22 protein-coding genes and 1 pseudogene are annotated in these 24,722 nt (G+C 74.2%); 16 read left to right on the plus strand and 7 right to left on the minus strand.

What is annotated here, in order from left to right:
- Nucleotides 1-112 precede the first annotated feature (112 nt).
- From serA to ACH9EU_RS14375, 3 genes are all read left to right on the plus strand, one after another.
- Entirely contained in the window at nt 113-1,309 is a 1,197-nt protein-coding gene (gene serA / locus ACH9EU_RS14365; protein ID WP_396414597.1) for a phosphoglycerate dehydrogenase, read from the plus strand.
- Between the two features lie 56 nt (nt 1,310-1,365).
- The gene (locus tag ACH9EU_RS14370; protein ID WP_396414598.1) at nt 1,366-4,350 is read left to right on the plus strand and encodes a glycosyl hydrolase family 65 protein; all 2,985 of its coding nucleotides are present in this window, start codon (nt 1,366-1,368) and stop codon (nt 4,348-4,350) included.
- Between the two features lie 145 nt (nt 4,351-4,495).
- The gene (locus tag ACH9EU_RS14375) at nt 4,496-5,413 is read left to right on the plus strand and encodes an endonuclease/exonuclease/phosphatase family protein (RefSeq protein WP_396414599.1); all 918 of its coding nucleotides are present in this window, start codon (nt 4,496-4,498) and stop codon (nt 5,411-5,413) included.
- Between the two features lie 3 nt (nt 5,414-5,416).
- Here the strand turns inward: ACH9EU_RS14375 and ACH9EU_RS14380 are convergent, their stop codons facing one another.
- Together ACH9EU_RS14380 and ACH9EU_RS14385 are read right to left on the minus strand one after the other, a co-directional pair.
- On the minus strand, nt 5,417-6,640 hold the full coding sequence (locus ACH9EU_RS14380; protein WP_396414600.1) for a CapA family protein: 1,224 nt from the start codon (nt 6,638-6,640) through the stop codon (nt 5,417-5,419).
- Between the two features lie 56 nt (nt 6,641-6,696).
- Nucleotides 6,697-7,425: a DUF1028 domain-containing protein gene (locus tag ACH9EU_RS14385; protein ID WP_396414601.1), complete on the minus strand. Its 729-nt coding sequence runs from the start codon at nt 7,423-7,425 to the stop codon at nt 6,697-6,699.
- A gap of 297 nt (nt 7,426-7,722) precedes the next feature.
- On the opposite strand from ACH9EU_RS14385, the pseudogene ACH9EU_RS14390 reads away from it, so the two are divergent.
- Nucleotides 7,723-8,053: pseudogene (locus ACH9EU_RS14390) on the plus strand (anion permease); the annotation flags it as partial.
- A 19-nt stretch (nt 8,054-8,072) separates the two neighbouring features.
- Here the strand turns inward: ACH9EU_RS14390 and ACH9EU_RS14395 are convergent.
- Together ACH9EU_RS14395 and ACH9EU_RS14400 are read right to left on the minus strand one after the other, a co-directional pair.
- Complete coding sequence (locus ACH9EU_RS14395) at nt 8,073-8,852, minus strand: endonuclease/exonuclease/phosphatase family protein (protein WP_396414602.1); 780 nt, start codon at nt 8,850-8,852, stop codon at nt 8,073-8,075.
- Nucleotides 8,853-8,929: 77 nt separating this feature from the next.
- The gene (locus ACH9EU_RS14400) at nt 8,930-9,493 is read right to left on the minus strand and encodes a ferritin-like domain-containing protein (protein WP_396414603.1); all 564 of its coding nucleotides are present in this window, start codon (nt 9,491-9,493) and stop codon (nt 8,930-8,932) included.
- Between the two features lie 259 nt (nt 9,494-9,752).
- On the opposite strand from ACH9EU_RS14400, the gene ACH9EU_RS14405 reads away from it, so the two are divergent.
- The 3 genes from ACH9EU_RS14405 to ACH9EU_RS14415 all read left to right on the plus strand — a co-directional run bounded on the left by ACH9EU_RS14405 (nt 9,753) and on the right by ACH9EU_RS14415 (nt 12,306).
- Nucleotides 9,753-9,986, plus strand: a complete 234-nt coding sequence (locus ACH9EU_RS14405) for a hypothetical protein (RefSeq protein WP_396414604.1) — start codon at nt 9,753-9,755, stop codon at nt 9,984-9,986.
- A 36-nt stretch (nt 9,987-10,022) separates the two neighbouring features.
- Nucleotides 10,023-10,571, plus strand: a complete 549-nt coding sequence (locus ACH9EU_RS14410) for a hypothetical protein (protein WP_396414605.1) — start codon at nt 10,023-10,025, stop codon at nt 10,569-10,571.
- A 103-nt stretch (nt 10,572-10,674) separates the two neighbouring features.
- The gene (locus ACH9EU_RS14415; protein WP_396414606.1) at nt 10,675-12,306 is read left to right on the plus strand and encodes an amidohydrolase family protein; all 1,632 of its coding nucleotides are present in this window, start codon (nt 10,675-10,677) and stop codon (nt 12,304-12,306) included.
- Between the two features lie 12 nt (nt 12,307-12,318).
- On the opposite strand, the gene rraA is transcribed toward ACH9EU_RS14415, so the two are convergent.
- Nucleotides 12,319-12,798 (minus strand): ribonuclease E activity regulator RraA, encoded by a 480-nt coding sequence (gene rraA, locus ACH9EU_RS14420; protein WP_396414607.1) that lies wholly within the window; start codon nt 12,796-12,798, stop codon nt 12,319-12,321.
- A 70-nt stretch (nt 12,799-12,868) separates the two neighbouring features.
- A complete protein-coding gene (locus ACH9EU_RS14425; RefSeq protein WP_396414608.1) occupies nt 12,869-13,504 on the minus strand; it encodes a PepSY domain-containing protein in 636 nt (211 codons plus the stop codon).
- Between the two features lie 172 nt (nt 13,505-13,676).
- Here ACH9EU_RS14425 and ACH9EU_RS14430 point away from each other — a divergent pair, with 172 nt between their 5' ends.
- Genes ACH9EU_RS14430 through pknB form a run of 7 tightly spaced genes read left to right on the plus strand, consistent with a single transcriptional unit; the run spans nt 13,677 to nt 23,306 of the window.
- Complete coding sequence (locus ACH9EU_RS14430; RefSeq protein WP_396414609.1) at nt 13,677-14,450, plus strand: FhaA domain-containing protein; 774 nt, start codon at nt 13,677-13,679, stop codon at nt 14,448-14,450.
- Nucleotides 14,451-14,945, plus strand: coding sequence for an FHA domain-containing protein FhaB/FipA (locus tag ACH9EU_RS14435; protein ID WP_396414610.1), 495 nt, complete (start codon nt 14,451-14,453; stop codon nt 14,943-14,945).
- Nucleotides 14,946-14,948: 3 nt separating this feature from the next.
- Nucleotides 14,949-16,436 carry a Stp1/IreP family PP2C-type Ser/Thr phosphatase gene (locus ACH9EU_RS14440; protein WP_396414611.1) on the plus strand — a complete coding sequence of 496 codons (1,488 nt, stop codon included), beginning with the start codon at nt 14,949-14,951 and terminating at the stop codon, nt 16,434-16,436.
- A complete protein-coding gene (locus ACH9EU_RS14445; RefSeq protein WP_396414612.1) occupies nt 16,433-18,115 on the plus strand; it encodes an FtsW/RodA/SpoVE family cell cycle protein in 1,683 nt (560 codons plus the stop codon). The genes ACH9EU_RS14440 and ACH9EU_RS14445 overlap by 4 nt, the downstream gene beginning before the upstream one ends.
- Complete coding sequence (locus ACH9EU_RS14450; RefSeq protein WP_396414613.1) at nt 18,112-19,557, plus strand: penicillin-binding transpeptidase domain-containing protein; 1,446 nt, start codon at nt 18,112-18,114, stop codon at nt 19,555-19,557. Before ACH9EU_RS14445 ends, ACH9EU_RS14450 begins: the two co-directional genes overlap by 4 nt.
- The gene (locus tag ACH9EU_RS14455) at nt 19,554-21,284 is read left to right on the plus strand and encodes a protein kinase domain-containing protein (protein WP_396414614.1); all 1,731 of its coding nucleotides are present in this window, start codon (nt 19,554-19,556) and stop codon (nt 21,282-21,284) included. The genes ACH9EU_RS14450 and ACH9EU_RS14455 overlap by 4 nt, the downstream gene beginning before the upstream one ends.
- Before the next feature lie 3 nt (nt 21,285-21,287).
- On the plus strand, nt 21,288-23,306 hold the full coding sequence (gene pknB, locus ACH9EU_RS14460) for a Stk1 family PASTA domain-containing Ser/Thr kinase (protein WP_396414615.1): 2,019 nt from the start codon (nt 21,288-21,290) through the stop codon (nt 23,304-23,306).
- A gap of 16 nt (nt 23,307-23,322) precedes the next feature.
- Here pknB and ACH9EU_RS14465 read toward each other — a convergent pair whose 3' ends face one another.
- Nucleotides 23,323-23,961 (minus strand): glutamine amidotransferase-related protein, encoded by a 639-nt coding sequence (locus ACH9EU_RS14465; protein WP_396414616.1) that lies wholly within the window; start codon nt 23,959-23,961, stop codon nt 23,323-23,325.
- Nucleotides 23,962-24,101: 140 nt separating this feature from the next.
- Here ACH9EU_RS14465 and ACH9EU_RS14470 point away from each other — a divergent pair, with 140 nt between their 5' ends.
- Both ACH9EU_RS14470 and ACH9EU_RS14475 read left to right on the plus strand, forming a co-directional pair.
- Nucleotides 24,102-24,491 (plus strand): cell division protein CrgA, encoded by a 390-nt coding sequence (locus ACH9EU_RS14470; protein WP_396414617.1) that lies wholly within the window; start codon nt 24,102-24,104, stop codon nt 24,489-24,491.
- A gap of 44 nt (nt 24,492-24,535) precedes the next feature.
- Entirely contained in the window at nt 24,536-24,697 is a 162-nt protein-coding gene (locus ACH9EU_RS14475; RefSeq protein WP_396414618.1) for a hypothetical protein, read from the plus strand.
- Nucleotides 24,698-24,722: the final 25 nt, after the last annotated feature.

Below are 24,722 nucleotides of genomic sequence, written 5' to 3' on the forward strand. Positions count from 1 at the left end.
CCGTTCCGGGGACCGGCGGGGCCGCCCCGGACCCGGTGAGCCCGGTCACGACCGGCGGGCGGCCGCACCCGGCGTCGCGGCGCGGGACCCGAGGGCCATAGACTGGACCACTGTGAAAGCACTGCTCCTGGAGAACGTCCACCCCGAGGCCGAACGCATCCTGTCCGAGAAGGGCATCGAGGTCGAGACGCGCAAGGGCGCGCTCGACGTCCCCGAGCTGGTCGAGGCGCTCGAGGGCGTCGAGCTGCTCGGCATCCGGTCCAAGACCCACGTGACCCGGGAGGTGTTCGAGGCCCACCCGCAGCTGCTGTCGGTGGGCGCCTTCTGCATTGGCACGAACCAGATCGACCTCGCGGCCGCCACGGAGCACGCCGTGACGTGCTTCAACGCCCCCTACTCCAACACCCGGTCCGTGGTGGAGCTCGCGATCGCCGAGATCATCTCGATGGCCCGCCACCTGACCGACAAGAACAAGGCCATGCACGAGGGCGTGTGGGACAAGTCCGCCAAGGGCTCCCACGAGGTCCGCGGCCGCACCCTCGGCATCGTGGGCTACGGCAACATCGGCTCCCAGCTCTCCGTGCTCGCCGAGACGCTCGGCATGCGGGTCTACTACTACGACGTCGTGGACCGCCTGCCCCTGGGCAACGCGCAGCGCTGCGACTCGCTGGAGGAGCTGCTGGAGCGCGTGGAGACCGTGTCGTTGCACGTGGACGGCCGGCGCAGCAACAACAACATGTTCGGCCGCGAGCAGTTCGAGCGGATGCGCCCCCGGTCGCTGTTCCTCAACCTGTGCCGCGGCATGGTCGTGGACTACAACGCGCTGCGCGACGCACTCGTCGGCGGGCACATCGCGGGCGCGTCCGTGGACGTGTTCCCGAACGAGCCCAAGGTCGCCGGGGACCCGTTCAGCTCGGTGCTGCAGGGCCTGCCCAACGTGATCCTCACCCCGCACATCGGCGGGTCCACGCAGGAGGCGCAGGTGGACATCGGCCGGTTCGTGGCCGGGAAGCTCTCGTCCTTCGTGACCTCCGGCTCCACGACCCTCTCCGTGAACATGCCGCAGGTCCAGCTCGACACCGCCGTCAACGGCACCCGCCTGCTGCACCTGCACCGCAACGTGCCGGGTGTGCTCGCGACCGTCAACAGCGTCCTGGGCGACCACGGCATCAACATCGACAGCCAGCAGCTGTCCACCCACGGGGACACCGGCTACCTGGTCACGGACGCCGCCAACGGGGTGACCCCGGAGGTCATCGAGCAGATCCTGGCGCTGCCGGAGACCATCCGGCTCAGCACCATCAACTGAGGCACCTCCGCCCCGTCCTCCAGGTGCGCGACGGAGGCAGGTGGCACAATGACGGCATGAGCGGCGTCCTGGAGCAGCCGGCCGACCGCGGCCGGAGCCCCTACGGAGCAGTGGTGCTCGCCCTCGCCGACACGGGGGCGGCGCCGGGCCCCGGCGACGGCGCGCGCGCCGAGGAGGACGCGGCCCCCGTCCCGATAGCCCCGGGGTCCCCCGACCCCCGTCACCGCGCCGAGGCCCTGGACCTCCTCGCCCGCCTGCGGGCGCAGGGCGTGCTCACCGCCCTGGTCACCACCGGCCCCGAGCCGCCCGGGGAGCCGATCGCCGAGGTCGTGGTCACGTCCGCGCCCGCGGAGGACGGGGAGCGGCATCCGCCCGCGGCGTCGCTGCTGCTGGCGTCCCGGCGGCTGGCGGTCGATCCCGAGCACGTCGTCGTCATCACGGACAGCGACCGTCTGGTCCGGACGGCCGTGGCGCACGGGTTCGGCCTCGTCGTGGGCGTCGACGGCGCGGACCGGCGCGGACCGCTGCTCGCGGCGGGCGCCCACCTCGTCGTGGACGACATCGCCGAGCTCGAGATCCCGGTGGCCGCCGCGGCCGCGGGCGCCGACTGGGGTGGGGGCTCCGGCGACGAGGGTCCCTGGAACCTCACCTACCCGTGCCTGGACCCGCGGCAGGAGGGTCTGCGCGAGGCCCTGTGCACCCTGGGCAACGGGTACATGGCCGTCCGCGGCGCCGCGTGCGAGTCCCGGGCGGACGGGGTCCACTACCCCGGCACCTACCTGGCCGGGGTGTACAACCGGCTGCGCCTCGAGGTCGAGGGCCGGGTCGTGGAGCACGAGGACCTGGTCAACGCCCCCAACTGGCTCCTGCTCCAGTACCGCGTCCAGGACGGCTACTGGTTCGTGCCGACGCCCGAGACGGTGCTCGAGCACCACCAGGACCTGGACGTGCGCACCGGCGTCCTCACGCGCACCCTGCGGTTCCGGGACGGGACGGGGCGGACCACCCGGGTGACCACGCGGCGGTTCGTCTCCCAGGAGCAGCGGCACCTCGCCGGCCAGGAGACGGTCTTCGAGGCCGAGGACTGGGACGGGACCCTCACCGTGCGCAGCCTCGTGGACACCGACGTCGAGAACCGCAACGTCGCCGGGGACGCGCCCCTGGGCGGCCGGCACCTCGGGGAGGCCGTGCTCCGGGACATCGGCCACGGCACCGTCCTGGCCGAGACGGCCACCGCGCAGTCCGGGATCCGGATCGCCGTGGCCGCTCGCACGCGGGTGCTGCGCAGCGGCGCCGAGGACCGGATGCTCTCCCGCGCCCCCTCCCGGCCGGCGCCCGGGGTGGTCGGCCACGAACTGCGGCTGCGGATGTCGCGCGGGCGCCCCGTGCGGGTCGAGAAGGTCGTGGCCGTCGTGACCTCCCGGGACCGGGCCATCTCCACACCCGCCCTGGCCGCCGCCGCGCTGCTGGAGCGCTCGGAGGGCTTCGAGGAGCTGCTCGCAGCGCACGTGGTCGCGTGGCAGGCGCTCTGGTCGGCCTTCACCGTGGCCACGGACGCCGGCGGCCGGCAGGGCCTGGCCGTGAACCTCAACACCTTCCACGTCCTGCAGTCGGTCGCCGCCGCCCACCCGGACCTCGACGCAGGGGTCCCGCCCCGCGGACTGCACGGGGAAGGATACCGCGGCCACGTCTTCTGGGACGAGATGTTCGTCTACCCGATGATCACCCTGCGCCGCCCGGAGTGGACCCGGGCGCTGCTGGCCTACCGGTACCGGCGCCTTCCCGAGGCCCGGGCGGCGGCCCGCGCGGCCGGCCACGAGGGGGCCATGTTCCCGTGGCGCAGCGGCAGCGACGGGCGGGAGGAGACCCCGCGGGTCCTCTACAACCCCCTCACGGGCCGGTGGATCCCCGACCACTCCCGGCTGCAGCGCCACGTGGGGCTCGCGGTGGCCTACAGCGTCTGGCAGTACTTCCAGACCACCGGGGACACCCGGTACCTCATCGAGCAGGGCGCCGAGCTCATGGTGGACATCGCCCGGTTCTTCAGCAGCCTCGCCGTCGAGGACCCCGAGGACGGACGGTACGTGATCGCCGGGGTGATGGGCCCCGACGAGTTCCACGACGGCTATCCGGGGACCCCGGGCTCCGGGCTGCGCGACAACGCCTACACCAACGTCATGACCGCCTGGCTGCTGGCCCGGACCACCGAGATGGTCGAGCGCCTCGGCCAGGACTACGGGGGACCGCTGTGGCGGCGCCTGGGCCTGCGCGAGGACGAGGTGGAGCGCTGGGGACGGATCCGGACCCGTCTGCGCGTGCCCTTCATGGCCGACGGCGTGATCGCCCAGTACGACGGCTACGAGGACCTGCCGGAGCTCGAGTGGGACGACTACCGGGACCGCTACGACCGCATCGGACGCCTCGACCTCATCCTCGACGCGGAGGGGCGGTCCACCAACGACTTCCGGCTCTCCAAGCAGGCGGACGTCCTGATGCTGCTGTACCTGTTCTCCGCGGAGGAGCTGCGGGAGATCCTCGGGCAGATGGGGTACGACCTCCCGGGCGAGGCGGTGCGGGCCACGGTCGCGTTCTACTGCGCCCGGTCCTCGCACGGGTCCACGCTGTCCAACGTGGTGCACTCCTGGGTGGAGGCCCGCCGGGACCGCGCCAGCTCGTGGAGCTTCCTGACCCGGGCCCTCGACAGCGACCTCGTCGACGCCCACGGGGACACGACCCGCCAGGGGGTGCACCTGGGGGCGATGGCCGGGTCCGTGGACATCCTCACCCGCTGCTACACGGGCCTGGAGGTCCGGGAGGACATGCTCTGGCTGCACCCGGCGATCCCGCCCGAACTGCCCAGGGTCTCCTTCTCGATCAGCTACCGGCACCAGCGCATCCACGTGGAGGTCACCCGCACCGCGCTGCGGCTGCACCTCGCCCCCGGTCCGGCCGCACCCGTGCGCGTGAACGTGAACCGGCAGGTGCACGAGCTCGCCGCCGGGCAGGTCCGGCAGTTCCCCGTGGAGGCGGCCGATGCCTGAGCCCCTCGCCGCCGGCCCCGCGACCCCCGCGGGCCGAATTTCACCGGATCGCCATCCGGTGTTCTCCTCCGGTCCCGTCGTGGTCGGATCCCTCCGGCCACGATGGGACGACGACGCCCCCGCCCATCCCCTACCTGGAGCTGTGATGACACCGGACGCCGCCCTCCTCGACCGCCCCACGACCCCCGGGGTCTCCGACCCGGCCCGGCCGCTCGTCGGACCGGCCACGGGCCGGGACCTGCACGTGATGAGCTACAACATCCGCTTCCAGCACAGCGGCACGCGACGCGGGGACCCCGACCACTGGCCCGACCGCGCGCCGCGGCTGACCAGGCTGCTCCGGCTCGAGCAGCCCACCCTCCTGGGCGTGCAGGAGGCGCTGTTCCACCAGCTCTCGGTGGTCGAGCGTGCCCTGCCGGCCGGCTACGCGATGCTGGGCTGCGGCCGGGCGGGCGGGAGCAAGGGCGAGTACTCCCCGATCTTCTACGACGCCCGCCGCCTGGAGCTGCTGGAGTGGGACCAGTTCTGGCTCTCGGACACCCCGGAGCTCATCGGCTCGGCCACCTGGGGCAACACGGTGCCCCGCATCGTCACGTGGGGCCGCTTCCTGGACCGCGGCACGGGTGCCGAGCTCGTGCTCGTCAACACCCACTTCGACCACGACTCCGAGACCGCCCGGGACCGCAGCGCGGACGCCGTCGTCGAGCTCGTGCACAGTTTCCGCCCGCACACCCCGACCGTGGTCACCGGGGACTTCAACGCGGTGGCGGACGACTCGGCCGCGTACAGCACACTCGTGGGGTCGGGGGTCCTCCGGGACACCTGGGCGGCGGCGGAGCGCCACCTCACCCCGGACCTGGGCACGTTCCCCGACTACGGCCACGCGGACGGCGACGACCTGCGCATCGACTGGGTGCTGGCCACCCCGGAGGTCCGGGTGCGGGCCGGCGGGATCAACACCGCGCGCTTCGACGGAGGTCACCCCAGCGACCACGCCGCCGTGCAGGCCCTCGTCCGCGTCGACGCGGACGAGGACCCGGACGACGACGCGGAGCGGGCCTGAGGGCTACTGCCCCGGGGTCGGGGTTCCGAGCGGCCGCCACGGGCGTGCGCCGTCGGCCTCGGCGCCCATGGACGTGACGGTCGCCGCGGTCCGGGCCAGGGAGGCCGCGTCCTCCTCCGGGGACCGGCAGACGTCCTCGGCCGGCAGGGCGCACCACCGGACCGGGTCGACCGTGAGGATGTGCGGGATCCACACCGGGGGCTCCCCGATCCACTCCTCCCCCTGCCGCGTGAAGGTCATGCGCACGGTCAGGCCCTCGTTGTTGACCGGCACCCGCGTCGCGTGCTCGGAGAGGCTGTTGCCCAGGCCGTGCACGATCCACGTGTCCCCGTGCTTCTCGATCGGCAGCACCGAGTGCGTGTGGTGCCCGTAGACGAAGTCGAACTCCCCGCTGTCTGCCAGCGCGTGCGTCACGTCCAGCTGCTGCTGGTTGGGGGCGCTCGAGTACTCGTCCCCGGCGTGGACGGCCGCGAGCACGATCTCCGCACCGGCCTCCCGCGCCGCCCGCGCCCGGTCGACCATCCGCGGCACGTCCAGGAGGTCGACGCGCCACGGGGCGTCCGGGACGTTCCCGTTGAGCCCGTAGGTCCCCGTCACCAGGCCCACGTCCACCCCGCCGGCGTCGAGCACGAGCGGACGCGCGGCGTCGGCGGCCGTGCGGTAGGAGCCCGTGGTGGCGATCCCCGCCTCCTCCAGGGCGTCGAGGGTGCGCTCGAGCCCGGCCGGGCCGGCGTCGAGGGTGTGGTTCGTGGCCGTCGTGCACGCGTCGTAGCCCACGTCCGCGAGGGCGGGGACGATCTGGGGCGGGACCTCGAACGCCGGGTAGCCGGTGTAGGGTCCGCCCGGCGGGGCCAGCGGCGTCTCCATGTCGCAGATCGCGAGGTCCGCGTCCCGCGTGAAGGGGCGCAGCCCGGCGACCAGGGGCCCGAAGTCCAGCTCCCCGCCGCCGTCGGCCTCGGCCTGCGCCCAGAGGCCCTGGTGCAGCAGGACGTCGCCCGTGACGACCACCTGCACGTCGTCCGGCGGCGCGGTCGTCGCCGCGGCGGAAGGGCCGGCGGACGGGGACGCACCGGTCGGAGCGCCCGTGCCGGAGCCCGCCGTGGCCGGATCCCCTCCCGGCTCGGCGCTCTGCCCGCCGCACGCGCCGAGCGCCGTCGTGAGGAGGGCCACGGCGAGGGCCGCGGCCGCGCGGTGCCGCGCGCGGCGCGGGAGTGGAGGACAGGACATGCCCCGAGGGTAGGGCATCGGCCCCGTCGCGCCCACTCCGGTGGGGCCCGGGGCGGTCAGGACAGGACGGTGGACCACAGGCCCTCGTCCTCGGGACGGTGCGGGACCTCCGTGCTGGGCACGAGCTCCGCCGGCGCGGGGTGGGCCCTGGCCCCCTTGAGGGCGAGCATCCCGTCCAGGTCGTCGAGCGGGGTCGGCGAGTTGTCGGCGCGCAGGTCCACGTCGAGCAGCACGGGGTACTGGAAGCCCGCGAGGGTGTCCGCCACCAGGACCGCGGCGCTCTGCTGGCCACGGCTGTCGCCGCCCGCGTCGAGGCCCGCGCGCAGGCAGTCGACGAGGGCCGCTGCCATCCGCGTGCTCGACAGGGCGGGGACGGCGAGCGCGCCGGACACGGCCTCGCGCATGGCCTCGACCACCTCCGGCCCGGCCAGGTAGTTGCCGATCACCACGAAGTCCTGCCCCGCGACGCCCCCCGCCCAGGGGGTGCAGAGACTCCCGGTGAGGTGGGCCCCCGGACCCCGCACCGGGAGGGCCGCGACCTGGCGCAGCGCCAGGTCCGGGTCCGCGTCGGCCAGGCCCGCGATCGCGTCCTCGGCCGCGCCCCCGTGGTGCAGCGTGCGGAGCATCTCGTAGCGCAGCCGCCGGTTGGTCCACGCCTGGGAGGCCACGACCCCGGCCGTGGGCACCAGCGCGGGCACGGCGTTGCCCACGGCCAGCGAGAAGCTCGCCGTGGCGGCCCCGAGCAGTCGCGAGTCCGCGCTGCGCGCGATCACGGTGTAGGTCACGGACACCTCCTGGCCATCGCTGTCGGGACGGCCGCCTCGTCGTCAGGGCGAACTCCGCCGGTCGTCCGGACCGGTCCGCACGGGGGTGGCCGCGGGCCGCCCCGGACGCCTGCGCCGGCCGGACGCCGACGGCCGGGTGCTCGCGGCGGGACCTGCGCCCGCCGTGGCCGGACGGGTCATTCCTACCACCGGGAGGCGGCGCATGGCACGTCCAGCACGGACCTGCGCGGTGGCGAGGCACCCGCGCGGCCACGTCCGGGTGGTGCGGCCGGCCGAGGCCGGGGACGCGCGCGACGTCCCCCCGGCGCCCGGCGCGGGGTCCGGCTGCTGGGCTGGGAGACCGCCGTCAAGCTGCCGTGGGGCGTGCTCCTGCTCTTCGGCGGCGGGCCGGGTCGCCATGGGGCCGGGGCTGGATCCCGTGCTGCGGGTGGTCCCCCTGGCCCTGGCCGCCACGAGCGCGTTCATGCTCCCCGTGGCCACGCCGCCGGACGCCATCGCCTTCGGCTCCGGCTACGTCACCATCGGGCAGATGATCAGGGTCGGGCTGTGGCTCCACCTCATCGGCACCGTCGTGATCACCCTCCTCACCATGACCCCGGGGGTCTGGGTGTTCGGCGTGGTGCACTGACCGCCCGGGAGCGCCCCGCTCAGCGGTCGCGCTCGCCGTCGGGAGCCCGCTCGTGCTCCAGGGCGGCGAGGACGGGGAAGTGGTCGGAGGCCCAGGTCCCGCGCGGCCGGTCGGCCAGCACGCGCGCGTCGAGGACCCGCACCGGTCCGGCGTGCAGGATCCAGTCCAGGCGCGGCGTCCTGGCGCCCGGCTCGCGGTAGCGGTGGAAGGTCCCGGGCGCGTCCGCGGGCAGCGTGTCCCGCAGACCGCCCGCGAGGGCGGCCTGCCACGTGCGGGACCGCCCGGCGGCGGCGTTCATGTCGCCGAGGAGCACCAGGGGGCCTTCCCACTCGAGGTGCAGCTGCCGCAGGGCCGGGAGCTTGCGCAGCCGGGCACGCTCCGGCCACGGGTCGAGGTGGGTGGCCACGGCCCGCCAGGCGACGCCGGTGCGCCGGTCCACGAGGTCCGCGTGGACGACGGTGCGGGGGCAGGCGTCCCCCGGCCAGCGCGATCCGGGGACCTCGGGGGTGGGCGAGAGCCAGCGCTGCCGCCAGTGCGCGACGTCGAACCGCGACGTGTCGACGGCGAGCAGGCACCCCTCGCCCCGCCCGCCGTCGTCCCGGCCCGTGCCGAGCAGGACGTGCCGCGGGCCCAGCGCGTCCTGGATCGGGTGCAGCTGCTCGGGGTGCACCTCCTGCAGGGCCACGAGGTCCGCCCGGTGGTCCCGCAGGACCGCCTGCACCGCCGGGACGCGGGTGAACCAGGCGTCCGGCCCCGCCCACAGGTACCGGTCGTGGGGGCGGCGGACGTTGAAGGTCATGGCCGTGAGCGCGGACCGGCCCCGCCGACCAGAGGGGTCGGCGGGGCCGGTCACCGGGGGCGAGGTCACGGCGCCGGCTACCGCGCGGCGGACTCCGCCGCGTCGCGCTCCGTGCGGGCTGCGCCGTGCTGGAGTTCCCCGCCGCTGTTCTCGAGGTGGGCGCGCATGAACCACTGGAAGAGCTCGAGCTCACGGACCTGGCCGATGAGCATGTCCTCGGTGATCGGGTCGAGCTCCCCCACCTTCCGGAGGGCGTCCCGGTGGTCCCCGATCACACCGGTGTAGACGAGGTCGAGGGCCGCGAGGTGCTCCACCGCGGAGGCCCGGTGGACCGAGTAGTCCTCCCAGGTCCGCGCCCGGACCAGGTCGCCGGGCAGGCCGCTCGGTCCCACGCCCATGGTCGCCATCCGCTCGGCGAGCTCGTCGACGAAGCCGCGCACGAGCTCGATCTGCGGGTCCAGCATCTCGTGGACGGCGATGAAGTTGGGACCCACCACGTTCCAGTGGGCGTGCTTCAGGGTCAGCTGGAGGTCGTTGAGGGCGTGCAGCCGCTGCTGGAGCGTCTGGGCGACCTCGTGACCGTTCTGCGTGGACAGACCCGGGACGGTGTAGGGCGCGTTGCTCTGCTTCAGGGTGGCCATGACTGCGTCTCCTGGTTCCGGCCCCCGCCGGACGGGGACCCTGGTCGACAACGATGTGCTGCTCGCGTCGGCGAGCCGTCCGGTCTCACTATGGCACGGGCCCCCCACACTGTCAGCACCCTGTGCATTCGCTGTCCGCGATATCGCCCGGGCACACGGGCAGGCCCGGCCGCGGTCGGTGCGTCCCGCACGCACGCGGGACGCACCGGGCGGGCGGTGGACCCTTGCCAGCACCCGGAACCGCTGGTTGTCTGGTCCCATGAACACCACGCCCGCCTCCGGCGACCAGCTTCCCGACGACCCGCACCTCGCCGACGACGTCGGCGTTCCCGACACCCCGGCGAGGGACATGGAGACCGCCGAGGACCCCCTCGGTCAGACCAACGCCGGCCAGCGCCTGCCCGGGGTCGCCGACGCCGGCACCACGGACCACGGGATCGGCGGGGACGACCAGGACCCGGCGGGCGGCTACCGCCCGCCGACCTCGGACTGACCCCGTGGCGGCCACCGCCCCGGCCCCCCGGCGGCCATGACCACCCGGGGCACCAGCACGGCCGGGATCGCCCGGGCGACGGGCATCCCCTGGGAGGACTGGACGGCCCGGCTGGACGGGATCGGCGCGCGGGAGATGAGCCACGCCGAGATCGCGCGTCACGCGGCGGGTTGGCTCGAGGGCGTCGTCGACAACCACGAGTGGTGGGGGCAGTCGGTGGCCGTGGCCTACGAGCAGCACACGGGCGCCCGGCGCCCCGGGCAGGCCGGTGACGGCAGTTTCGGGGTCAGCGCGAGCCGGACCGTGTCCGGTTCGCGGGACGACGCGCTCGGGAGGTGGTGCGCGCTCATGGCCGGGGCCGACGGCGTGGAGGGCGTGCCGTTCGAGCAGGAGCCCGTCACCGCCGCCACCGAGAAGTGGCGCTACTGGCGGGCGAGGCTGGCCGACGGCACGCGGATCACCGTGACCGTGGGGGACAAGGGCGGCGGGCGCACGACGGTCGGCGTGGCCCACACCGGGCTGGCCTCCGCCGAGGACGCCGAACGGTGGCGCCCTGTCTGGAAGGAACGGCTCCGCGGCCTCTGACCCCGGCCGGGAGCTGCCCGCGGGAGACCCCTGCCGGGGACGACGGGGCGCCGGGTCCGGGCCGGCGCTCCGAGCGAGGGCAGTCCCGGCGAAAGGATCCTCCGTGCGGCTCGACCTCCTGATCGTCAACGCCACCGTGCTGACCATGGACCCCGCCCGCCCCCGGGCCACGAGCATCGGGGTGCTCGACGGCCGGATCGTGGTCCTCGACGAGCCCGGCGCGCCCGCGGCCCGGACCGTCGACCTGGGCGGGGCCGCGGTCCTGCCGGGGTTCGTGGACGCCCACTGCCACACCGCGTGGTTCGGCCTGGGCCTGGCGGAGGTGGACCTGTCCGGGTGCTCGAGCCTGGAGGAGCTCTACGCCGCCCTCGAGCGCGGGATGGCGGACCGGCCGGAGGACGAGGAGTGGCTCATGGCCACCGGCTTCTACCCGGCCGCCGTCGGCGGCGCACTGCCGGACATCGACGTCCTGGACCGCATCACCGGGGGCACCCCCCTGTTCGTGCGCCACACCTCCGGCCACGCGGCCGTCGTGAACTCGGAGGCGCTGCGCCGCGCCGGGGCGCTGGCCCCGGACACCCCCGACCCCGTGGGCGGGCGGGTGGCTCGGGACGCCCGCGGCCGGGCGACCGGCCTCGTCGAGGAGACCGCCCAGTCGATGGTGCAGGGGCTCTTCCGCCCGTACCCGGTCGCGAAGATCGTGGCCGCCCTGGACCGGGCCACCGCCCGCTACGCGGCCGAGGGGATCACCACGTTCGCCGAGGCCGGGGTCGGAGGCGGGTGGATCGGGCACAACCCCTCAGAGCTGCTCGCCTACCAGCAGGCCCGCGAGGCGGGGTGCCTGCACGCCAGGGCGCAGGTGATGCCCGTGCTCGACGTGCTGCACGAGATCGGCGGTCTCGGGGCCGGCCCCGCCCGGGGGCTCGACCTGGGGCTGCGCACGGGTTTCGGCGACGACGAGCTCGTGCTCGGGCCGGTCAAGGTCTTCGTCGACGGCTCCCTGCTGGGCGAGACCGCCGCGGTGAGCGAGGCCTTCTGCGGCGGCCACTCCACCGGCTGGTTCCAGGACGACCCCGAAGTGATGGCCACGGCCGTGCGCGCCGCGTACCGGGCGGGGTGGTCGGTGGCGGCGCACGCGATCGGCGACCGCGCCGTCGACCTCGCCATCGACGTGATCACCCGGTGCCAGGACGAGCACGGCCGCCGCCGCTTCCCCAACCGGATCGAGCACGCGAGCATCACCCGCCCCGACCAGCTCCCGCGGCTGGCCGCCGCCGGGATCTGGGTGACCCCGCAGATCGGGTTCCTGCGCCCCATGGCGGTGCAGTTCCGGCGTCTGCTGGGCCCGGAGCGCACGGACTGGACGTACCGGGGCCGGAGCTTCCTCGACGCCGGGGTGCGGATCGCCGGCAGCTCGGACCGCCCCGTCGCCGACGGCGACGTGCTGCGCTCGGTCCAGGCGTGGACGGACCGGCTCGACGGCGACGGGCGCCGCTTCGGCCCGCCCGGGGAGCGGCTCGACGTCGTGGACGCGCTGGCCGCCTACACCTCCGAGGCCGCCCGGGCGCTGGGCATGTTCGACCGGATCGGCTCCCTGACCCCGGGCAAGCTCGCGGACCTCGTGGTGCTCGAGGAGGACCCCGTCGCGGCGCACCGGCGCGGGCAGTCCGTGGAGCACATCGGCGTGCGCGCGACCTACCGCGGCGGCAGGCTCACCCACGGGTCGCCCGGCTGAGGCGGCCGGCGCTCAGCCCTCGACCAGGATCCCGTCCTCGTCCGCCCACACGGTGCGCCCCGGCCGGAAGGTCACGCCCTCGATCACGACGGGCACGTCCACCTCTCCCACACCGTCCTTGGCGGACTTCCGGGGGTTGGAGCCCAGGGCCTTGACCCCCAGCGGCAGTCCGGCGAGGGCGACGCGGTCCCGGACGGGTCCGTTCACGACGACCCCGGCCCAGCCGTTGCGGACGGCGGACTCGGCGATCATGTCCCCCATGAGCGCGGTGCCCATGGATCCGTGGCCGTCCACGACGAGGACCGCGCCGTCCCCCGGGGTGCCGAGGACCTGCTTGACGAGCCCGTTGTCCTGGAAGCAGCGGATCGTGCGCACCGGCCCGGTGAACGCGCGCACGCCGCCCAGGTCCAGGAACTGGCGCGGGCAGGACATGAGCTGCTCGCCGCGCTCGTCGTAGAGGTCGGCGGTCGTGAACGGGCGGGGGTCGCTCATGTCGGGCTCCTCGTGGCTGCGGGCGCGGACGGCCCGGGTGACTGTTCCGCGCCCCAGCCTAGTTACCGGGTCAGCGGTCGATCTTCAGCACGGACCCGTCGCCCACGTTGACGTACACGTCCACGGAGGAGCCGTCCTCGTCGTCGACGTCGATCTCCCACACGACCGTGCCGCCCTCGGTGCCGAGCTCGGCCTCGTCGAGGCTGCCGTCGGCCTCCTGGAGGGCGGTGCGGACGGCGACCTCCAGCGGCACCGCGACCTGGGCGAGGTTGCGCCGGTCCTCGTCGTCCAGGTCGTCGTCGCCCGGCTGGGCCGTGGCGCGCGAGCCGCCCTCGGAGACGTCCACCTCCTGCTCCCGGTCCCCGACGGCGAGCGTGACCTCCCAGCCCTCGCCGTCCTTGCGGTCGAGCTCGAACGCCCGGCTGCCCGGCACGGTCTCCACGGCCGCGGCGATCACGCCCGCCACCGTGGTGGCCTCGTCACCGGCCCCGGCGGTGGCCGTGGGGCTCCCGGTGGCCGTGGGCTCCGCCGTGCCCGTGGGACCCGCCGTGCTCGTGGGACTCGCGGAGGCAGTCGCCTCCCCGGTGGGCGACGTGGTCCCGGTGGGGCCCGGCGCCCCGTCCTCCTCGCCGCCGCACCCGGCCAGGAGCAGGGCGGTGACCGCGAGAGCTGCGATGGACGGTCCTTGTCGGTCAGTGTGCCTCATGTCCCGGATTCTTCTCCCCGCCACGCCCGGGTGCAAGGGCCCGGCGCGACGGGCGGAACCGCCGCGCCCGGCGCCCCACCGGGCTCCCAGGGTGCGCGTCTACTATCCTGGAGAACGCCTGACCCGAGACCGGGGGCATGCGCACCGCGATCGACGCCAGGAAGGAGGCGGCATGGGATTTCTCGACAGCCTCGAGAAGAACATCGAGAAGGCCGTCCGCGCCACCTTCGCCACGGGCTCCCGCAAGCGCGTCGAGGCGGTGGAGATCGCCAGCGCACTGCGGCGCGAGCTCGACCAGGAGGCGTTCACCATCTCGGCCGGGCGCACCATGGCCCCCAACGTCTTCGTCGTGGAGTTCTCCGACGAGGACTTCCCGCGCGCCCAGGACTGGGGCACGCCGCTGGCAGAGGAGCTGTGCGACGTCGTGATCAAGCACGCGCGCAGCCAGGCCTACACGCTCCAGGGCGCCGTGAAGGTCTCCTTCGCCCGCGGGTCCGACGTGGAGGCCGGGCAGTTCCGCATCCACTCCTCGGCCCAGCGCACCGCGGAGTCCCCCAACACGCCGTCGACGCCCAGCGGGCACCGCATCGCGCGGGGCCACCGCCGTGAGGAGGACGAGCCGACGCAGGCCGCCGCGCCCGTCCGGCACTGGATCCCGGTGCTCGACGTCGAGGGCGAGCGGTTCTCCATCAACGCGGAGTCGATCGTGCTCGGCCGCTCGACAGAGGCGGACATCACCGTGGAGGACTCCGGCGTCTCCCGCAAGCACCTCGAGATCCGGCGCCAGGGGGACCACTTCGTGGCCGTGGACCTGGGCTCGACGAACGGTTCCTACGTCGACGGGGAGCGGGTGATCGGCCGCACCGAGCTGGTCAACGGCTCCGTGATCACGATGGGTCGGACCAGGATCACGTTCCGCCTCCTGACCCCGAAGGGGAACCGCTGAATGTCGGAACTGACCATCACGCTGCTCCGCTTCGGCTTCCTGGCCCTCCTCTGGATCTTCATCTTCAGCATCGTCGCCAGCCAGGGACGCGACCTGGCGGTCGGCGGGAAGCTCCCGGGCGCCCGCTCGCGCGCCGATCGCCGTGATCCGCCGGCGACCGGGCCCGGCCGCCCCGCGGGGGGACCGCCCCCGGCCCAGCGGTCCCGCCCGCAGACCCTCGTCGTCCTCGAGGGGCCCCTGCGCGGGCGCAGCTACCCGCTGGGCGACGCGCCCGTCCTGCTCGGCCGCTCCCCCGAGGTGACCGTCCCGCTCGGCGACGACTACGCCTCGGGCCGGCACGCCCGCCTCTTCCCGCAGGGCTCCCGGTGGTTCCTCGAGGACCTGGGCTCCACCAACGGCACGTTCGTGGGCGGAGCCCGCCTCACGCGCGCGGTTCCCCTGGAGCCCGGGACCGCGTTCCGTGTGGGCAAGACCGTCCTGGAACTGAGGGCCTGACGCATGGGGGTCGCCTTCCGCTACGCCGCGCGCTCCGACGTGGGCAGGGTCCGCTCGAAGAACGACGACTCCGCCTACGCGGGCCGCCACCTCGCCGTGGTCGCCGACGGCATGGGCGGGCACGTGGGCGGGGACGTGGCCTCGGCCTCCGCCGTCATGGACCTCACGACCCTCGACCACACCGGCCACCACGGCCAGGGCGCCACCGTGCTCGCCGACGAGATCCAGAACGCCAACCAGAACCTCGCGCGGCTCGTGCACGGCAACCCCCGGCTCGGCGGGATGGGCACCACCGTCACGGCGCTGCTCGCCGACGAGGACGAGCTCGTCGTCGCCCACATCGGCGACTCCCGCGCGTACCGGTTGCACGGGGAGGAGTTCGAGCAGGTCACCAAGGACCACACCTTCGTCCAGCGGCTCATCGACGAGGGTCGGCTGCGCCCCGAGGAGGCCGAGTCCCACCCGCACAAGAACGTCCTGATGCGCGTGCTCGGCGACGTCGACGCCTCCCCCGAGATCGACGTGACCACGCTGCGCCCGCAGGTCGGCGAGCGCTGGCTGCTGTGCTCGGACGGGCTCAACGCCGTGGTCCGCCAGGAGACCATCGAGTCGGTGCTGCGCTCCACCGGCGACCTGAGCCAGACCGTGGACACCCTCGTGGAGCTGACCCTGGACCGCGGGGCGCCGGACAACGTCACCGTGGTCGTCGTCGAGGTCTTCGGCGACGACGACACCGCGGTCGTGCCGCGGACGGGCGAGCCGCAGGGCGCGGTCCCCGACCCCGGGTCGGCGCTCACCTCGGACGAGATGACCGACGACCCGGCCGCCGGCGAGGACACCGCTCCCGTCCCCGTCACCGAGTCCTCCGCGGCCGTGCTGCGCCGGGACCTGGCCGCACGTCCGCACCTGCTCGTGGGCGCCGCGGCCAACGCGACCCAGACCGGTCGCATCCCGACCGTGAGCGACAGCGTCCTGGAGCGCCGGGCCACGCTGGTCCAGACCTCGGCGCCGGACACCCTCGCCGATCCCCAGGAGGTCGAGTCCGCGCTCCACCGGGCGGAGGCCGCCGCGGGACGCTCACCGCGCCGCCGCCGCCACCGCCGCGCGATCGCCGCGCTGAGCCTCGCCGCCGTGGGGCTGCTGCTGGTCGCCGGGGCGTGGATGGCCAGCACCTGGATCAGCTCCCAGTACTACGTGGGTGAGGCCCAGGGGAACGTGGCGATCTACAACGGCGTCTCCCAGTCCCTCGGGCCGGTCAGCCTCAGCGAGCTGGAGCGCACCACGGACCTGCGCGTGGAGGACCTCCCCGGCTTCGCCCGGGAGCGGGTCCGCACCGCGATCCCCGCCGACAGCCTGGCGGAGGCGGAACGGATCGTCCGCGAGCTGCGCGAGTCCGCCCCGCAGGCCACCCCGAGCCCCGAGCCCCGCCCCACCGGCACCGTCCGCCGGGCCACCTCCTCCCCCACGTCCAGCCCGGGAGGTGACCGATGAGCACCGCCGTGTCCCCCCGCGAGGCGCAGGCCGCGCCGCGCCGCAAGCCGCGGTGGCTGACCGAGCTGCTCCTGCTGCTGGTCGCCGTCACCATCGGCGTGGGCGCCAACATCCTCGTGGACCCGGACCAGCTCGGCTCCGGGGACCCGCACATCCTGGTCTCCGGGCTCGTGCTCGGCGTGGGCGGGCTGCTCCTGCACGTGGTGCTGCGGCTGCGGGCGACGCACGCCGACCCCTACGTGCTGCCGATCGTGGTGGCCCTCAACGGCCTCGGCATCGCGATGATCCACCGGATCGACCTCACCACGAACCAGTCGGCGGCGGGCTCCCAGGTGCTGTGGACGGCGGTCGCCATGGTCGCCGCGGGCCTGGTGCTGTGGTTCCTCAAGGACCACCGGGTGCTGCGGCGGATCACCTACATCTGCCTGCTGCTCAGCGGCCTGCTGCTGCTGATGCCACTGCTGCCCGGTCTCGGCGTGGAGCTCAACGGCGCCCGGATCTGGATCTCCGTGGGCGGGCGCACGTTCCAGCCGGGGGAGGTCGCGAAGATCACGCTGGCCGTGTTCTTCGCGGGCTACCTGTCCACCAACCGGGACCTCATCCTGCTGGCCGGGAAGAAGATCGGTCCCGTGCGCCTGCCCCGCTTCCGGGACATGGCACCCATGTTCGCGGCGTGGCTCATCGCGATCGGCGTGCTCGTGTTCCAGCGGGACCTCGGCTCGGCGATCCTGTTCTTCGGGCTGTTCCTCGCCATGATCTACCTCGCCACGAGCCGGCTGAGCTGGATCGTCATCGGCCTGCTGCTCGTGGCCGTCGGCGGGTTCCTCGCGAGCCAGTTCTTCGGCCACGTGGCGGCGCGCCTGGACTCGTGGCTCAACGCCTTCGACCCGGACGTCTACAACCGTGCCCCCGGCGGGTCCGGGCAGATCGTGCAGGGCCTGTTCGGGCTCTCCTCGGGCGGTCTCTTCGGGCAGGGCCTGGGCCAGGGCCGGCCCGACCTCGTCTCCTACGCCAACTCGGACATGATCATGACCGCGTTCGGCGAGGAGCTCGGGCTCATCGGCGTCAGTGCCGTGCTCCTGCTGTTCTTCCTCTTCGTCAGCCGGGGTTTCCGGGCCGCCCTGGGCACCCGCGACGCCTTCGGGAAGCTGCTCGCCGCCGGGCTCTCCGCCGTCATGGTGCTGCAGCTGTTCGTGGTGGTCGGCGGTGTCACTCGCCTGATCCCCCTCACGGGGCTCACCACCCCGTTCATGTCGGCCGGGGGGTCCTCGCTGCTGTCCAACTGGATCATCGCGGCCATCATCCTCGCGATCTCCCACACGGCCCGCCGCCCCGTGGTCACGGGGCCGGCCACCGAGGCTGACCTCGCCGAGATCGCCGCGCACGAGGCGGCCCTGCGGGAGGCGGCGGAGCGGGACGAGCAGGAGCGCCTCGAGCGGCGCCGGAGCCGCGGTGCCGAACCGGACGCCGACGACGACGCCACGGTCGAGCACCGCGCCGTCGGGACGGACACCGCGCCCGGTGACGAGGTGCCTGACGCCGGTCCCGCCACGGAGCCCATCGGGGCCACGGGCGGACAGGACGCGGACGGGGACACCCCGACCGAGGCCATGTCCCGCCTGACGGACGAGGGCCGGCACCGGGGACCCCGCGGCGACGAGAACGGAGGAGCATCGTGAACCGGGCGATCCGACGCACCTGGATGGCCGGCGTGGCCGCCTTCACCGTGCTGCTCCTGGCGCTGACCTACGTGCAGTTCTTCGCGGCGCGCTCGCTCGAGGCGCACCCGTGGAACAACCGCAGCCTGTACGACCAGTTCGGCGCGGACCGCGGATCGATCCTCGTGGACGGCGACCCGAAGGCCTCCTCCGTGCCCTCCGACGACGACTTCGAGTACCAGCGCGTCTACACCGACCCGCTGCTCTACGGGCACCTGACCGGATACTTCTCCCTCGTCTACGGCGCCACGGGCCTCGAGGCGGCACTGGGCGAGGAGCTCTCGGGCGCCTCGGACGAGCAGTTCTACGACCGGGTGGTCGCGATGTTCTCCGGGGACCAGCCCACGGGCGCCTCCGTCGAGCTGACCATCGACCCCGTCCTGCAGCGGACGGCCCACGACCTGCTGCAGGGGCGCAAGGGCTCGGTCGTGGCCCTCGACCCGGAGACGGGCGCGATCCTCGCCATGGTCTCCAGCCCCGGCTACGACCCCAACGAGCTGGCCTCGCACGACCCGGCAGCGGTCATCTCGGCCGCCGAGCGGCTCAACGCCGACCCGGAGCAGCCACTGATCAACCGGGCGATCGCGGGTGACCTGTACGCCCCGGCCTCGACGTTCAAGATCATCGACACCGTGGCAGCCCTGGAGTCCGGGAAGTACACGACGGACTCCCAGATCCCCAACCCGCAGGAGCTCCCGCTGCCGGGCACGGACGTGACGCTGCCGAACTTCGTGGGCGGCGGGTGCACGGCCCGCGCGCAGGCCGACCTGGAGTTCGCCCTCGAGCAGTCCTGCAACACGCCTTTCGCCTCCATCGCCCTCGACCTCGGGGAGGACACGATCCGCCGCACGGCGCAGAACTTCGGCTACGGGGAGCCCCTGTCGATCCCCCTGCAGGTGACCCCGTCGATCTTCCCCGAGGAGCTCAACGAGTCCCAGCTCGCGCTGTCCGCGATCGGCCAGTACGACGTGCGCGCCACTCCCCTGCAGGTCGCCATGACGAGTGCCACGATCGCCAACGACGGGGTGCAGATGAAGCCCAAGCTCGTGCGCACCGTCCGCTCCGCCGACCTGTCCGTGATCGACGAGCTCAACCCGGAGCAGCTGCGCCGCTCCACGAGCGCGGACGTCGCCGGGACGGTCAAGGACCTGATGGTCGAGGTGGTCGACGACGGCATCGCCCAGGGCGCGGCGGTGCCCGGCGTCGAGGTGGCCGGCAAGACGGGCACCGCCGAGATCGGCTCGGACGAAGGCCTCAACGACGCCTGGTTCACGGGCTTCGCGCCGGCCGACGACCCGCAGGTGGCCCTCGCCGTCGTCTTCGAGGACGTCGACATCGCGACCGGCTCCGGCCTGACCACCACGAGCGCCAAGCAACTCTTCGAGGCGGTGTTGAACAAGTGAGACCATCGTCGAGCACCGTCCTGGGCGGGCGCTACGCACTGACCGATCGGATCGCGATCGGCGGCATGGGAGAGGTGTGGAAGGCCAAGGACCGGGTCCTGGGCCGCATCGTCGCCGTGAAGATCCTCAAGGAGGAGTACAACGGCGACCCGAACTTCCTCCAGCGCTTCCGCGCGGAGGCCCGGCACACCGCGCTGCTGAACCACCCCGGCGTGGCCAACGTCTTCGACTACGGCGAGGAGGAGGGCTCGGCGTTCCTCGTCATGGAGCTCGTGCCCGGGGAACCGCTGTCCAACATGATCGAGCGGCAGAGGACCCTCGGGCCGGACACCGTGCTCAACTACATCGGCCAGACGGCCCGGGCCCTGGCGGCGGCGCACGCGCAGGGGCTGGTGCACCGCGACGTCAAGCCGGGAAACCTCATCATCACCCCGGACAACCGGGTGAAGGTCACGGACTTCGGCATCGCCCGCCTCGCGGACCAGGTGCCGCTCACGGCCACCGGCCAGGTGATGGGCACCGCGCAGTACCTCGCCCCGGAGCAGGCGACGGGACAGACGGCCACCGGCTCCTCCGACATCTACTCGCTGGGCATCATCGGCTACGAGTGCCTGGCCGGGCGCCGCCCGTTCACGGGCGAGTCCCAGATCGCGATCGCCCTCGCCCAGGTCAACGACCCGCCGCCACCGCTGTCCCGGAACGTGCCCGAGCCCGTGCGCGCGCTGCTGATGTCGATGCTCGCGAAGGACCCGAAGGACCGCCCCGCCACGGCCGGGGCCCTCGCGACGGCCGTGGACGCCATCCGGCGCGACGACGTGCCCGCCGCCCTCGCCGCCGTGCCCGGCATGCGGCCGTTCCTGGACCTCCCCGACGACGACCCCACCCAGGCGTTCGAGCCCGTGCGCGACGACGCGACCGAGCAGCTGGACGGTCGTGCCGCGGCCGCCGCGGCCGCCGATCCCGCGCACCCCGTCACCGCGGAGCTGAACGCCGTCGAGGTCGCGCAGGACCCCGACGACGACGCCACCCGCTACGACGCGGAGCCGGTGCCGGAGGAGCGCCGGCGGCGGTCGGTGTGGAGCTGGCTGCTCCCGCTGCTCCTGACGCTGGTCGTGGTCGCGGGGCTCGTGTGGTTCCTGCTGGCCCGGGAGACCGACCCCGGGGGCCGGGCGCCGTCCCCCACGGGCACCGTCTCCACCTCCGCCGTGCCCGCCACGCCCACCGCGCCCCCCGAGGCGACGGCGCCGGCGGCGGCGGACACCGTGGAGGTGCTCGCCGCCCGGTACGAGGGGCGGCCGGTCGACGACGTCGTGCAGGAGCTCTCGGACCTCGGCTTCGCCGTGGAGCGGGAGGGACGGGCCTCGGACGAGGAACCGGACACGGTGGTCTCCCTCGATCCCGTGGGCCAGGTGCAGCGCGGCAGCACGATCACCGTGCTCTACTCGACCGGACCCGACACCGTGGAGCTGCCCACGGGGATGGTGGGTCAGCCGGCTCAGCCGCTGATCGACCGGATCCGGCTCCTGGGCGTGAACATCACGCTCTACGAGGAGCCCACCGAGGAGGCGGAGCCGGACACGGTGCTGCGCACCCAGCCGCTGGGCGGGTCCACCGTGCGCCCCGGTGACACCATCGAGATGTGGGTGGCCGTCGCACCCCGGACCGGGTCCCCCGGGCCCACGGCGACGGCGCCTCCGACGACGCCCGGACCCGGCCAGGAGGGCTGAGCCGTGCCGGGCCGGAACTCCGTCCCCCAGCTGATCAACGACCGCTACGAGGTGGGCGAGACCATCGGCCGCGGCGGGATGGCCACGGTGCACGCGGGGCGGGATCTCCGGCTCGGCCGGCGGGTGGCGATCAAGGTGCTCCGGCCCGAGCTCGCGCGGGACGACACGTTCCACGAGCGGTTCAAGCGCGAGGCGCAGTCCGTGGCGGCTCTGAACCACCACTCGATCGTCTCCGTCTACGACACCGGCGAGATCCTCGCGGAGACCGACGAGGGGGTGGACCGGCCGTTCATCGTGATGGAGTACGTGCCCGGCCGCACCCTGCGGGAACTGATCCACGAGGACGCGATCACCCCGCAGGAGGCCGTGGACCTCACCCTCGGGATCCTCGACGCCCTGGAGTACAGCCACCGGGCCGGCATCGTCCACCGCGATATCAAGCCCGCCAACGTGATCGTGACCCCCGAGCGGCAAGTCAAGGTCATGGACTTCGGCATCGCCCGCGCCGTCGAGGACACCTCACCGGCGCTCACCCAGGCGCAGGCGGTGCTGGGCACGGCCCAGTACCTGTCCCCGGAGCAGGCCCGCGGCGAGTCCGTGGACGCCCGCTCCGACCTGTACTCCGCGGCGTGCGTGCTCTTCGAGATGCTCACGGGGCGGGCCCCGTTCGTGGGCGGTTCCTCCGTGGACGTCGCCGCCCAGCACGTCCGGGACGCGCCTCCGGCCCCGTCCGAGCTCGACCCCCGGCTCGGACGGCGGGTGGACGCGTTCATGGCCAAGGCCCTCGCCAAGGACCGCTCCGCCCGCTTCCAGGACGCCGGCCAGATGCGCCGCGCGCTGCGGGAGCTGCGCCCGGGGGTGCCGGAGGACCTCGAGGCCACCCAGCCCGTGGACACCGTCCCGGTGCGCGACGAGGACACGAAGACCCTTCCCCCCGTCCCCGCCGCGGGGGTGGCGGCCGGCCTCCAGGAGACGAGCACGGAGGTCCAGGAGACCGGTTCCACCGCCGCGCCGCGCCGCCGCCGTGGCCTGCGGGCCGCGCTGATCGGCCTGCTCGTGCTCGTGGTGCTCGCGGTTGCCGGCCTCCTCGCGCTCCAGTGGTACCAGTCCCAGCGGGGCGGACCGGTGCTCGTGGCCGTGCCCTACGTCGCGGGCATGGACGCCTCCGTCGCCGAGACGGCGCTGCGCAACGTGGACCTCGTCCCCCAGCGTGATGAGGTCTTCAGCGACGACGTGCCCGAGGGGGACGTCGTCGGGACCGATCCCGCCCCGGACACCCAGGTGGAGGCGGGCAGCACTGTCGTCCTCGACGTCTCGAAGGGCCCCGCCGAGGTGGAGGTCCCGGACGACCTCGTGGGGCAGTTCGAGGCCGATGTGCGGGAGGCCCTGGACTCGGCCGGGCTCGAGCCGGGGCCCACCAACGCCGTGAACAGCTCCTGGGTGCCCGAGGGCATGGTCGCCGGCACGGACCCGCCCGGCGGGACCACCGTCCCGACGGGCTCCGAGGTGCGGATCGCCCTGTCCACGGGACGCGTGACCGTGCCCCAGCTGGTGGGCCTCAGCCGCGAGGACGCGATCGCCGCGCTCCGCGCCGACGACGTCCGGCTCGCGCACGAGATCGTCACGACCCCGCGCTCCGTGGTGGAGCCGGGGCAGGTCGTGGACCAGAGCGTCGAGGGCGGCCGGTCGGCACCGCAGGGCTCCACGATCACCCTCACGGTGGCGGTGGCCCCCGAGCCCGCCCCGGAACCCCCGGCCACGCCGTCGCCCACGCCGTCACCCGAGGAGTCCGAGGCGGAGGACGAGGAGCCCGAGGCGGAGGACGAGGATCCGTCCGACGACGACGCGGAGTCCCCGCCCGCCGCGGAGGCGCGGCGGTCCGCCGAGGCGCCGGCGACGCCGGGCGGCCAGGACGAGGACCCCAGGCCCGAACAGCCGCAGGAGCGGGCCGCCGAGCAGCAGGCCCGCGGCGAGGAGCGGCGCGCCGACGGTCAGGAGCGGCGCTCCGGCGGCGAGGAGTGAGCCGGCCCGGCCGGCGTCAGACCGTGATCAGGGGGGACAACGAGGCCGCCGCACGGGCCGCTCCGTCCAGTCCCACCAGCTCCAGCCAGTTGCCGAGCATGAGGTAGCCGCCCTCCGTCAGGACGGACTCCGGGTGGAACTGCAGCCCGTGCAACGGGGCACTGCGGTGCCGCAGCCCCATGATCACGCCGTTGGGGGTGCGGGCGGTGACCTCGAGGACGTCCGGGACGGACCCGGTCACCACGGCCAGGGAGTGGTAACGGGTCGCGGTGAAGGGCGTCGGGACCCCCGCGAACACGCTCGTGCCGTTGTGCTCGACCTGTGAGGTCTTCCCGTGCATGAGCTCCTCGGCGTGGGTGACGGTGCCGCCGTAGGCCTCCGCCAGCGCCTGGTGCCCCAGGCAGACGCCGAGCAGCGGCTGCCCGGTCCGCTCGGCGTTGAGGATCAGGGCGGTGCACACGCCGGCGTCGGCGGGTGCGCCCGGCCCGGGCGAGAGCAGGACGCCCTGGTGCCGGTCGGCCAGCGCGCACGCGGCGGCCTCGTCGAGGTCGTCGTTGCGGATGACCGTGGTCTCGGCGCCCAGCTGCTGGAGGTAGCCGACGAGGGTGTAGACGAAGCTGTCGTAGTTGTCCACGACGAGGATCTTGACGGTCACGGGGTCTCCTGGGAACGGGGTGCCTGGCGGCGCGGGCGCCCGTCCAGCTTACCGCCCGCGGGGCCCCCGGCGCCGGGCGGCTAGACTGGTCACCGGACCCCCCGCCGTGACCACGGCCCGCTTGGTGATCAGGAGGATCAGTGCCCGAGTCCAGGAACCGCCGCAGGAAGCCCGCCCGCCGTCAGCACGGCGGCACGGGACCCGCCACGCCCGTCGACGCGGACCTGGCGCGGCTCGCGGCGGAGGGACTGCCCGGCGGGTCCACCGCCTTCGACCCGGACGCCGCGGCCAACGCGGTGGCGCAGGAGCTGACCGAGCGCACCCGCCACGGCGCCCGGGAGGAGAAGGCTCCGACCCCCACCTGGTACAAGGCCATCATGCTGGGGCTGCTCGTCGCGGGACTGCTGTGGCTCATCGTGTACTACCTCTTCCAGGGGGCCTACCCCGTGCCCGGGATCGGGACGTGGAACATCGGCGTCGGCCTGGGGCTGATGATGGCGGGCCTGATCATGACCACGAAGTGGCGGTGACCGGGCCCGAGGACCCGCCCGGGGACTCGGACGAGGACCGGAACGTGCCCTCCCCGCAACCGCTCGAGGACGAGATCGCCGCCTCCCGCCCCGGGCCCGGCGGGCGGATCAACCCCGCGACGTTCGAGGTGCGGCTGCGCCGCTGGGCCCTGCTCCTGCTGGTCGCCGTGCCCGCCGTGTGGTTCCTGGCCCAGCAGCTGCGCTAGCTCCTCGCCGACGGCCGTGGCCCGC

It is taken from the genome of Kocuria rhizosphaerae (genome assembly GCF_044462265.1).
GTDB classification, from domain to species: Bacteria; Actinomycetota; Actinomycetes; order Actinomycetales; family Micrococcaceae; genus Kocuria; species Kocuria rhizosphaerae.

Coding starts and splice junctions, on each gene's coding strand:
- ACH9EU_RS14370 (WP_396414598.1), top strand. CDS start 1,366: ATGAGCGGCGTCCTGGAGCAGCCGGCCGACCGCGGCCGGAGCCCCTAC.
- ACH9EU_RS14375 (WP_396414599.1), top strand. CDS start 4,496: ATGACACCGGACGCCGCCCTCCTCGACCGCCCCACGACCCCCGGGGTC.
- ACH9EU_RS14380 (WP_396414600.1), bottom strand. CDS start 6,640: ATGTCCTGTCCTCCACTCCCGCGCCGCGCGCGGCACCGCGCGGCCGCG.
- ACH9EU_RS14395 (WP_396414602.1), bottom strand. CDS start 8,852: ATGACCTTCAACGTCCGCCGCCCCCACGACCGGTACCTGTGGGCGGGG.
- ACH9EU_RS14400 (WP_396414603.1), bottom strand. CDS start 9,493: ATGGCCACCCTGAAGCAGAGCAACGCGCCCTACACCGTCCCGGGTCTG.
- ACH9EU_RS14405 (WP_396414604.1), top strand. CDS start 9,753: ATGAACACCACGCCCGCCTCCGGCGACCAGCTTCCCGACGACCCGCAC.
- ACH9EU_RS14410 (WP_396414605.1), top strand. CDS start 10,023: ATGACCACCCGGGGCACCAGCACGGCCGGGATCGCCCGGGCGACGGGC.
- rraA (WP_396414607.1), bottom strand. CDS start 12,798: ATGAGCGACCCCCGCCCGTTCACGACCGCCGACCTCTACGACGAGCGC.
- ACH9EU_RS14425 (WP_396414608.1), bottom strand. CDS start 13,504: ATGAGGCACACTGACCGACAAGGACCGTCCATCGCAGCTCTCGCGGTC.
- ACH9EU_RS14430 (WP_396414609.1), top strand. CDS start 13,677: ATGGGATTTCTCGACAGCCTCGAGAAGAACATCGAGAAGGCCGTCCGC.
- ACH9EU_RS14435 (WP_396414610.1), top strand. CDS start 14,451: ATGTCGGAACTGACCATCACGCTGCTCCGCTTCGGCTTCCTGGCCCTC.
- ACH9EU_RS14440 (WP_396414611.1), top strand. CDS start 14,949: ATGGGGGTCGCCTTCCGCTACGCCGCGCGCTCCGACGTGGGCAGGGTC.
- ACH9EU_RS14445 (WP_396414612.1), top strand. CDS start 16,433: ATGAGCACCGCCGTGTCCCCCCGCGAGGCGCAGGCCGCGCCGCGCCGC.